At 42.0% G+C, this 9,724-nt stretch carries 11 protein-coding genes; 8 read left to right on the forward strand and 3 right to left on the reverse strand.

The features are described 5' to 3' along the window. The 8 genes from GNF10_RS32190 to GNF10_RS32225 form a co-directional block, all read left to right on the forward strand. Positions 1 to 445: DUF2231 domain-containing protein (locus tag GNF10_RS32190; RefSeq protein ID WP_185607357.1), on the forward strand; the 445-nt coding region annotated here is incomplete at its 5' end. Beyond that, positions 442 to 1,035, forward strand: coding sequence for a DUF2231 domain-containing protein (locus tag GNF10_RS32195; protein WP_185586701.1), 594 nt, complete (start codon positions 442 to 444; stop codon positions 1,033 to 1,035). The genes GNF10_RS32190 and GNF10_RS32195, both read left to right, overlap by 4 nt. Positions 1,036 to 1,059: 24 nt before the next feature. After that, the gene (locus tag GNF10_RS32200) at positions 1,060 to 1,980 is read left to right on the forward strand and encodes a cytochrome c oxidase subunit II (RefSeq protein WP_185586702.1); all 921 of its coding nucleotides are present in this window, start codon (positions 1,060 to 1,062) and stop codon (positions 1,978 to 1,980) included. Continuing rightward, positions 1,970 to 3,637, forward strand: a complete 1,668-nt coding sequence (locus tag GNF10_RS32205) for a cbb3-type cytochrome c oxidase subunit I (protein WP_185586703.1) — start codon at positions 1,970 to 1,972, stop codon at positions 3,635 to 3,637. Before GNF10_RS32200 ends, GNF10_RS32205 begins: the two co-directional genes overlap by 11 nt. Before the next feature lie 126 nt (positions 3,638 to 3,763). After that, on the forward strand, positions 3,764 to 4,423 hold the full coding sequence (locus GNF10_RS32210; protein WP_185586704.1) for a heme-copper oxidase subunit III: 660 nt from the start codon (positions 3,764 to 3,766) through the stop codon (positions 4,421 to 4,423). 37 nt (positions 4,424 to 4,460) lie between these two features. Continuing rightward, entirely contained in the window at positions 4,461 to 4,706 is a 246-nt protein-coding gene (locus GNF10_RS32215) for a hypothetical protein (RefSeq protein WP_185586705.1), read from the forward strand. Between the two features lie 95 nt (positions 4,707 to 4,801). Next, positions 4,802 to 6,169, forward strand: a complete 1,368-nt coding sequence (locus GNF10_RS32220) for an NAD(P)/FAD-dependent oxidoreductase (protein ID WP_185586706.1) — start codon at positions 4,802 to 4,804, stop codon at positions 6,167 to 6,169. An 84-nt stretch (positions 6,170 to 6,253) separates the two neighbouring features. Beyond that, entirely contained in the window at positions 6,254 to 7,213 is a 960-nt protein-coding gene (locus GNF10_RS32225) for a VOC family protein (RefSeq protein ID WP_185586707.1), read from the forward strand. A gap of 123 nt (positions 7,214 to 7,336) precedes the next feature. On the opposite strand, the gene GNF10_RS32230 is transcribed toward GNF10_RS32225, so the two are convergent. The 3 genes from GNF10_RS32230 to GNF10_RS32240 all read right to left on the reverse strand — a co-directional run bounded on the left by GNF10_RS32230 (position 7,337) and on the right by GNF10_RS32240 (position 9,460). Next, complete coding sequence (locus GNF10_RS32230) at positions 7,337 to 7,882, reverse strand: NYN domain-containing protein (protein ID WP_185586708.1); 546 nt, start codon at positions 7,880 to 7,882, stop codon at positions 7,337 to 7,339. An 85-nt stretch (positions 7,883 to 7,967) separates the two neighbouring features. Continuing rightward, complete coding sequence (locus GNF10_RS32235) at positions 7,968 to 8,510, reverse strand: DoxX family protein (RefSeq protein ID WP_185586709.1); 543 nt, start codon at positions 8,508 to 8,510, stop codon at positions 7,968 to 7,970. Continuing rightward, positions 8,507 to 9,460: an SMP-30/gluconolactonase/LRE family protein gene (locus tag GNF10_RS32240; RefSeq protein ID WP_185586710.1), complete on the reverse strand. Its 954-nt coding sequence runs from the start codon at positions 9,458 to 9,460 to the stop codon at positions 8,507 to 8,509. Before GNF10_RS32240 ends, GNF10_RS32235 begins: the two co-directional genes overlap by 4 nt. Between the last annotated feature and the right edge of the window lie 264 nt (positions 9,461 to 9,724).

The raw sequence follows: 9,724 nt of genomic DNA on the forward strand, positions 1-9,724 counted from the left end.
ACACCCCATCATTGTCCACTTCGTAATCGCAATGGTGCTTTTTTCTTTCGTGTGCGATGTTCTAGGCTATTTCACCCGTAACGTGCGTTTATTTGAGGTGAGTTTTTGGAATATGTTTGTTGCTGCGATCGCAATTTTCATCGCGATTATCTTTGGCCAATTTGAAGCCGGACTAGCACAAGCCCAGAAAGCAGCCCAGTCAACGCTGAATTATCATACCGTCTTGGGTTGGTCATTGGCGGCGATGGTTGCGGCGATCGCAGCTTGGCGTTTTGTGATTCGCAACCGCAGCCCCCGAAAAGTACCGCCTGCTTACCTTGGGGCTGCAACATTGTTAGTCTGCCTAGTGTTTTTGCAAGTGTATTTGGGGAGTAAACTGTTTTGGGTGTATGGATTGCACGTTGAGCCTGTAGTTCAAGCCTTGAAACAGGGAGTTTCACCATGAACTCGCAACTGATTGAGCAGTTGAGATTGCGTCTGGGTGCTAACGGATTACCTTACGAGATTCCTGTACATCCGCAGTTGGTGCATCTAACGCTGGGTTTGTTCATCATTGCCATCATTTTTGATATAGCAGGAGTGCTGTTTTCTTTAGAAAAACCAATTTTCAAATTTTTGGGATTGGCTGCCATCCGTTCTAGCTTTTTTGATGTCGGCTGGTACAACCTCATAGCAGCAGCAACTATCACCTTTTTCACAGTTCCTGCTGGTTTTTTTGAGCTACTTTTGGCAAATCCACCAGCCGATCAAAAGAGTGCTTGGGGATTGAGTGCTGGTTGGACGATGCTTTTACATGGTTTGGGTGGCCTTTTGCTGTTGGGGCTTATTGTAGCCATGACTGTATGGAGAGGTTTGCAACGCTATCGCTGGCGGAAGGATGCTTCCAGACAGGTGCAGTGGAGTTACTTGTTAGCAGGGATTGCAATGCTGGGGATATTATTCGTTCACGGAACATTGGGGGCGCATTTGGGAGAAGAATTTGGGATTCATGTTACTGCTGCTAATAGCATTGCCAAAAATGGTTACAACAAATAATTAAACGAGAATTTATTGAATTTTATGTTTAGTGTTTTTGAATATGTATTAATAGCGGTTTATGTAGCAGTGTTGCTCGTCGTCAGTCGGTGGATTGGGCAACAGGCGTTTGCTTGGATGCCTCCGCAAGCTACAGCAGAAGCACAACGGGTAGATGATTTGTTTAGCTTCTTAGTCTCAATTGGAGCATTTATCTTACTTGGGCTAATTGGCGTTATGATTTATGCGATCGCATTCCATCGCGCCCCTCCAGAAGACTACAGCGAGGGACACCCCTCTAGAGGTGATGCGAGGCTAGAAATATTGTGGACAGCAACCCCGACTTTATTAGTAGTGTGGATTGCTTTCCAAAGCTTCAATATTTATCAGCAATTAAATATTTTGGGTCTAAAGCAAATCGTGCATTTGCATACACCCCTTGAATCTGCACCTGCCTACGCCGAAACCATCAGCGATGTCCCCAAACCTGCATCTGAAACTATTGATGTTTTTGTTAAGCAGTGGGATTGGTCTTTTCGTTATCCAAATAATGTTACTAGCAATCAACTGCATCTGCCGATCAATCGCAGCACTCGCTTAAATCTGCAAGCGCAGGATGTAATCCACGGTTTCTACGTCCCTGAGTTTCGCTTAAAGCAGGATATTATTCCAGGGCGCGACATTGATATTGTACTAACACCGATTCGCCCAGGCAAATATCGGCTGAAAGATTCTCAATTTAGCGGTACTTACTTTGCCTTAATGGAAACGGATGTATACGTTGAATCCCTCGATCAATATAATCAGTGGCTCACGCAAACTGCTACTAGCGAACAAATTCCCATCAATCAGGCAGTTGCCGAAAATATCCAACCACCAAAAACATTGTTTAATAGCGGCTGGTACACCGTCATACCTGCTCAATCTGGCATTGCCAATAAAAGGAAGCTAAATAATGACACATGATTTAAGTCAAGAGATTACCGGGGATCGAGAATCGCAGAACCAGCAGAGTAATACTTGGCGGGAATACTTCAGCTTCAACACCGATCATAAGGTGATTGGAATTCAGTACATGGTGATGACCTTCATTTTCTTCCTGATTGGCGGATTGTTGGCGATGCTGATTCGGGCTGAGTTGCTCACTCCAGAATCGAATTTGGTCGATCGCCCGCTTTATAACGGTTTGTTCACCATGCACGGGACAATCATGATTTTCCTGTGGATTATTCCCTTCAATGCAGGTCTTTCTAACTACTTAGTGCCGCTAATGATTGGAGCGCGGGATATGTCTTTTCCCTTGCTCAATGCCATTTCGTTTTGGATTTTGCCACCAGCTGGTCTTTTACTACTGTCTAGCTTTTTCCTCCCAAACGGGACTGCACAAGCTGGGTGGTGGTCTTATCCGCCAGTTAGTCTGCAAGTTCCAGGGGATCAGTTTATTAACGGTGAATTTTTATGGATAGTCAGCCTAGTTTTAATAGGCATCTCTTCAATCATGGGGGCTGTTAACTTTGTGACCACCATCTTTTGGATGCGGGCCCCAGGGATGACGTTTTTTCGGATGCCTGTGTTTGTTTGGTCGGTTTTTAGCGCCCAGTTATTGCAACTGATTAATTTACCTGCCTTGACAGCTGTATTGATCCTGCTGTTGCTTGATCTCTCCTTGGGCACACAATTTTTTAAACCGGATGGGAATGGCGATCCGATTATTTATCAGCATCTATTTTGGTTTTACTCTCACCCAGCAGTTTATATCATGGCACTACCAGCCTTCGGTATTTTTGCTGAGGTTTTGCCTGCATTTTCTCGCAATCCCCTATTTGGTTATCGGTCAGTTGCGATCGCCACATTAGGTATTGCCTTGATCAGTATCTTCGTTTGGGTACATCACATGTTCACCAGTGCCACCCCTGGCTGGATGCGGATGACCTTCATGGCTACCTCAATGTTAGTTGCCATACCCACTGGGATTAAAGCCTTCGCTTGGACAGCCACCATCTGGAGGAGCAAACTACATCTAGAGACACCAATGCTGTTTGCAATGGGAGGTGCAGCCATGTTTATTTTTGGTGGTGTTACTGGTGTAATGCTTGCTGCCACGCCCTTTGATATCCACGTTAATAACACCTACTTTGTTGTGGGACACTTCCACTACATCGTTTTTAACACGATCACAATGGCAATCTTCGCGGCAATTTACTACTGGTTTCCCAAGATCACTGGAAGAATGTATGCTGAGGGTTGGGGCAAGTTACATTTCTGGCTGACCTTTATTCCTGCCAATATTACCTTTTTCTCCATGCATCCATTAGGTTTACAAGGGATGCTACGCCGAGTTTCTTCCTACGATCCACAATATCAAGGATGGAACGTCATCGCTAGCTTGGCTTCATTTTTACTAGGAGCATCCACACTGCCTTTTATTGCTAACATAGTAGGCTCTTGGCTTTACGGGCCGAGGGCAGCTGACAATCCTTGGCACGCTACTGGATTGGAATGGACAACCTCTTCACCACCTCCACGAGATAACTTTGAAGAGATTCCAACTGTAACCAGGCCTCCTTATGACTACGGCAATCCAAAATACTCAGTAATCGTAAATTCCGATAACAGTGAGTGAGTCAATTTTAGATTTTAGATTTTAGATTGAGGAACGAAACCCAACCTACATTTAATTCCCAATTCCCAATTCCCAATTCCCAATTCCTAATTCCTAATTCCCAATTCTTAATGCCCTAATTCAATTATGCAACGTCGTCATATAGATGAAAGTCCTATCCGTTTTGATTTGTGGCGGCGACGTTTGCCAAATTGGTTACAGCGCTTCCTACCAACTGGTGGCGGTAGTCATGAAGATCATCACGGTAAAGGAATGTTCGGATTTACCGTTTTCTTACTATCAGAAAGCATCATATTTCTAAGTTTTATCTTTACTTATGTTGCTTTGCGGCTGACTACTAAGAATTGGCTACCACCTGGTATTTCTGGGCCAGAATTATCTACACTTGTTGTTATTAATACGGTAGTATTACTTTCTAGCAGCTTTGTAATTCAACCAGCAGAAAATGCCCTCAAGCATAATCAACTTAATAAATTTCGCTGGCTATGGTTAATAACAATCGCAATGGGAAGTTATTTCTTAGTTGGTCTATTAATTGAGTGGAGAAATCTCGATTTTAAGATTACTACAGGGTTAGTTGGTTCGACATTTTACTTACTAACAGGCTTCCACGGTCTACACGTTCTGGCTGGTGTTGTGCTTCAGATAATTATGCTGATTCGCTCATTCATTCCAGGCAACTATAATAAGACTCACTTTGGGACAAGTGCGACTACTCTTTTTTGGCACTTTGTTGATGTAGTTTGGGTCTTTATTTTCTCGCTTCTCTATCTTTGGCGAACATAAAAAATTCAGAAATCCAAGTATTTTAAGGAGTAATGTGATGAATCTATTCTTACAAGAAATACCAGCCTCAGAACGTGCCCCAAAAACAATTCAAGAAACCCCAGCACCAGGTCAAGATCCACTAATTGCACACGGATTACAAAAAGAGCAATATGCTGGCATTATTGGGCTAGCGATCGCTCTAATTGCTGCTGTGGGATTTTTTAGCCGTAGAGTTGAATATGCTATTGCATTCGCTCTTTTTCTCAGCGTCATCTTAATTGCTTTGTTTTTATTGGTCTAACAAGTCTTTCATTATTCATTTCTTGTTTTTCCTCTCCTCCTCTATACCAAAAAATGAATCTCAACACCTAAAAATGTAGTAAATGAAGAGTTATTATGAACAGCCAAGTTTATCAAACCGTAATTATCGGCGGTGGTTTTACCGGGCTATTTACAGCCTTACATTTAGCTCACGAACATTATCCTCGTTCTGTTATCTTGATTGATAAAGATGAGCGATTTTGCTTTAAGCCGCTACTATATGAATATTTCGATGGCGAAATGGATAGCTTTCAGGTAGTCCCGCGTTTTTCGGAACTACTTAAAGGTAGTGGTGTCATCTTTGTGCAAGATACAGTACAATCAATAGACTTGCATCAAAAGGAAGTTAAATTAGCTTCTGGAAACTCCTATAATTACAGCAACTTAGTATTAGCTTTGGGCAGTGTTACTGGCTATCATCAAGTTGAAGGTGCTAGAGAAAATGCCTTTCCTTTCTGGACGCAAGCAGATGCGATCGCTCTTGACCATCATTTACGTGACTGTTTGCAAAAAGCTATCCAAACGGAAGATGTAGAACAACGCCGAAAACTATTAACAGTAGTCATAGTTGGTGGTGGTGCTTCTGGTGTAGAAATGGCAGCTACTCTAGGGGATCTTCTACCACATTGGTATAGTGCTTTAGGAGGCAATTCAAGTGAAATTCGCGTGGTATTGCTCAATCATGGTCAAAAAATCCTTGATGGTGATATTAACGATCCATTACGCCCAATTGCTGAGAAAGAATTACAAAAACGTACTATACCAATTGAAATTCTTACGGGAGCAGAAGCCACTGCTATTCACCCTAATACAATTGAATATAAGAGCAATAATCAAGTTAATACACTGTCAACATACACCACGATTTGGACTGCTGGTACTTCCACTCATCCACTAATTCAAGACTTACCAATTCCCAAAGAACATCGGGATCATCATAACCGTCCCCTAGTCACTCCCACCATGCAATTGCTCGACTTTCCAGAAGTTTTTGCCGGCGGTGATTGTGCAGCAGTTCAAGATAGTTCACTACCACCTACAGCCCAAGTTGCTTATCAACAAGGAGCAAATATTGCCCAGAATTTGAAAGCGATCGCTCTAGGAGAAGAACTCAAACCTGTTAAGGTTAGCATCCGAGGAACTCTCTTAAAATTGGGGTTAAATGATGCTGCTGCTAACCTTTTCAATGTTTTTGAAGTTGCAGGCGAATCTGGACATTTAATCCGTCAAGGTACTTATTTAACGCTATTGCCAACACCAATTCATGACTTTAAAGCAACAACGGAATGGGTGGATGAAGAGATTTTTCATCACCACCTTGATCCTCACAATGTAGGTAAAAAAGTTGTGCAAGCAGTGGAAGTAGTTGGTGCAGGAGTTGTAGGTGTTTTAGTTGCCAGAAAATTATTAAAAATGTTGGGAGACGAGGAGAAAAGTAAATGAGAATTGGGGAGTGCTAAAAAGCTTTTTCCCTTGAAATAATTTCCTTTAACAGAACCTTAATTATAAGTACAGAGGCTGTTGAATATGCCTAGTGAAACCGATGTACAAGCACAAAGAATTAGAGCTATTGGCTTAACAGTGACAAACTATAATCGCTCTTTGGAATTCTATACACAAGCACTTGCTTTTGAACTAGTTTCTGACATTACTGTTGAAGGACTGGATTATAGCGACTTAGAAGGTGTGACTGGGGCAAAAATTCGCATTGTCACTTTACGATTAGGTGATGAACTTATCGAGTTGATGGAGTATCTTAATGCTCAGGGTAAACCCATCCCCAGCTATTCACAAAGTCATGACCTGTGGTTTCAACATCTGGCGATTGTAGTCAGTGATATGGATCGTGCTTATGCTCACTTGCGTTCATTTCCCATTGAACCAATTTCATATGCTCCCCAGACAATACCACCTGAGAATGAAGCATCTGGTGGTGTCCGCGCTTTTAAGTTTAAAGACCCTGATGGTCATGATTTAGAGTTAATTTGGTTTCCTCCTGATAAAGGAAAAGATAAATGGCATCAAAATAGCCATCGCTTGTTTTTAGGAATTGATCATAGTGCAATCGCAATTTCCAATACCGAGCAGAGTCTACACTTTTACTGCAACCTCTTGGGAATGCAAATTGATAGCCGCAGTCTCAACTGGCGTGCAACCCAATCTCGCTTGGATAATTTACCAGGAGCCGAAGTCAAAATTACAGCACTGCGACCTGTTGAAGATGGTATGGGAATTGAACTGTTAGACTATATTGTGCCTGGAAAAGGCCGCCCAATGCCGAGTGACTGGAAAAGTTGCGATATTGCACATATCCAAATTGAGCTAGTTGTAAATAATCTTGAGCAGTTAGTGGATAAGCTACGGCGTAACGGAGTTCAGTTTCTATCGTCACGGATTGTACAATTTAGCGATCGCTCTTTTCCTTATCGGCAAGGTTGTCTAGTTAAAGACCCTGATGGACATTCTATTTTACTAATTGCGGAATAGCTAGATAAACGTCTCCAATATAGTCGAAGTCTAGACTATCTATCTAGTGAAATGTCTAACTCAAGGCGTATGTTCAACTGTATTTATCAGTTGAACACATAGAACATTTAGAACTTAAAAAACCTAATTGTGGTTTAAGTGATCTAAGTGTAAATCAAGTGGAACGAAACGATCACACGCATCCTTTAATTCTTGTGAGGCATGATTCCAAAAGAATACTTCAATGGTATATCTATCCTTACGTAGTGCTTCAATAGCTGGTACAAAATCACTATCCCCTGCCACTAAAGTAATTATATCTGCTTCCTTATTTATTTTTGTGTAGGCATCGCGCATCATCTCTGCCACAATACCTGTATCAATTTTTTTCTCCCTATTTGCAATATTCCGGTCAACAATAATTGTCTCAAAACCAACTTTTTCCGCAATTGTCCAAACTGAGTCATTTGCCGGAGGACGAGATCCGAATAGAACCGCTCTAGAAATCTTCGATGGGTCATTACCTGCTGTAAAACTATGTAGCTTACCAAAGTCAAGTCGATACGTGTTATCTAAGATACGATTATTCATTGCATCGAAAATGTTTAAAGCCCACCCTTGCTGAACAGCACTTACACGTTTTGCCTCGATAAAGACATTTGAGTTATCAACGTATATAAAGTTAGCCATGTAACGAGTCTTTCCTATACGATCAAATTACCCACATAGTCTTCCCATAAACTGAGGCATTTTAACGATTTCTTCGGTATAACCTTTACCGTCCAAAAATTAAAGCATCAAGCGAATAAGCACCAGGGCCTAAAACTGCGATCGCAATCAGCATAACGCAATACATAAAAGCCTTTTCCCAACTTGGGGGTTCACCTTGTCCTAAAGCACCCTGATACTGTTCTTGAGGAATTAAGTATGGATCTTGAGCTACAAAAGGCTTACTTCCAGAGATGTGCAAATATATCGCAAAAATCATTGAGCAGAGAATGGGCAAAGTTGCTAAAAGTGTGAGGAATCCAATTATCAGAAAAATTCCGCCACCTAACATCGATGCAGCTGATAAAAAGCAAAGAAAGATAGGCGTTTTTAGAGACTCAGCCCACTGTCGAAGATGCGTTATCTTGGGATAGCCGTGTAGTATAAACAACCAGCCAAGGCTAACTCTGAGAAGTAAAAGTGCCAATCCTGGGAATCCGTCAGGATACACAGGAGAAAGTGAACTTAACAAGTGTGGACTTAGCTGTGGGAAATTAAATGCAGCTAGGAAAAAAGCGATCGCTACACCCAGCCAAAATTGATAAATCATAGCTCTACACCACGGGTATTAAGGTCGATAACATATAACGAATGACCGGCTGTGATAAATAAGCGTTCACGTTCGCGTAGCGTGTCCGCAGGACTCAGTGTCCCTGAAAGGGAATCGCCTTCCTTACCACCGAAAGTCAGGTTAGTGGATGTCTCCGGTACAAAAATTTTTCCTAAGCGAGTTCCATCGGGGGCGTATATCTGCACGCTATCTTGAGAACTAGTAAAAACATTGCCATGTTCGTCAACCCGCAGTCCATCCGGTTGTCCTGGTTCAATGACTGCAAATACACGCCCATTCTTTACATAGCCATCGCCTACAACCTCATAGACACGAATATGATGAGGCCCCCCTGAAATATTAAACGCAGCTGTATCTGAAACATACAAAAGGCTTTCGTCTGGACTGAAAGCCAACCCATTAGGGCGCACCATATCTGTTACTACAGGATAAATCTCACCTATTGCCGGGTCAAAGCGATAGACGTAACTTCCGGGTTGTTCCTGTTCGCCGCCGTAACCTTGGTTTGGCTCGGTAATCCCATAAGGCGGATCGGTAAACCAAATCGTGCCGTCACTTTTGACTACTAAATCATTTGGACTGTTCAGGCGTTTGCCTTGGTAGCGATCAACTAAAACCTTCCATTCACCATCATGTTCGCGTCGGATGATAGCACGCAAACCAGATGAACAGGCAACTAGACGACCCTCTAAGTCACGGTAATTACCGCTTTGGTAATCAGATGGATCTCGTAGGACAGCCACATCGTCAGTAGGACTCCACCGCAACAGACGATTGCCGTGAGCATCGCTCCACACAACAGTGTCATCTTCATGGAAGTAAACAGGCCCCTCGCTATGGACTGCACCGTTGGCAAGCTTTTGAAGTGAGGCTCCTGGGCGTACAATAGCACGCAGGCGATCGTCATAAATCTCAATAGCTTCAGGCATAGAAATCTCCTGTTATTTAACTTGGCTACTGACGATAAATAGCAAGTCTAAAATAATACTAAAATACTGTAGATGTATATTTAATATCGTGTAACAAACTGAGTGTAAAATTTCTAGCTATTTTCATCAGTTACTAAATCCAACATTGGAAGTCAATTATTATAAAACTAATTCTTACTTTATTGATTTCCATTAACATTGAACCATAGATATAGATTGCACAGAAAGACTATTTTTTTTGAAAAATTAAATATTTTTTTACAC

The organism is Nostoc sp. UCD121, from assembly GCF_014222285.1.
Taxonomy (GTDB): domain Bacteria; phylum Cyanobacteriota; class Cyanobacteriia; order Cyanobacteriales; family Nostocaceae; genus Nostoc.

What these genes read in the sequence shown, in the direction of transcription:
- GNF10_RS32195 (WP_185586701.1), top strand. Translation starts at nt 442, where the DNA reads ATGAACTCGCAACTGATTGAGCAGTTGAGATTGCGTCTGGGTGCTAAC.
- GNF10_RS32200 (WP_185586702.1), top strand. Translation starts at nt 1,060, where the DNA reads ATGTTTAGTGTTTTTGAATATGTATTAATAGCGGTTTATGTAGCAGTG.
- GNF10_RS32205 (WP_185586703.1), top strand. Translation starts at nt 1,970, where the DNA reads ATGACACATGATTTAAGTCAAGAGATTACCGGGGATCGAGAATCGCAG.
- GNF10_RS32210 (WP_185586704.1), top strand. Translation starts at nt 3,764, where the DNA reads ATGCAACGTCGTCATATAGATGAAAGTCCTATCCGTTTTGATTTGTGG.
- GNF10_RS32215 (WP_185586705.1), top strand. Translation starts at nt 4,461, where the DNA reads ATGAATCTATTCTTACAAGAAATACCAGCCTCAGAACGTGCCCCAAAA.
- GNF10_RS32220 (WP_185586706.1), top strand. Translation starts at nt 4,802, where the DNA reads ATGAACAGCCAAGTTTATCAAACCGTAATTATCGGCGGTGGTTTTACC.
- GNF10_RS32225 (WP_185586707.1), top strand. Translation starts at nt 6,254, where the DNA reads ATGCCTAGTGAAACCGATGTACAAGCACAAAGAATTAGAGCTATTGGC.
- GNF10_RS32230 (WP_185586708.1), bottom strand. Translation starts at nt 7,882, where the DNA reads ATGGCTAACTTTATATACGTTGATAACTCAAATGTCTTTATCGAGGCA.
- GNF10_RS32235 (WP_185586709.1), bottom strand. Translation starts at nt 8,510, where the DNA reads ATGATTTATCAATTTTGGCTGGGTGTAGCGATCGCTTTTTTCCTAGCT.
- GNF10_RS32240 (WP_185586710.1), bottom strand. Translation starts at nt 9,460, where the DNA reads ATGCCTGAAGCTATTGAGATTTATGACGATCGCCTGCGTGCTATTGTA.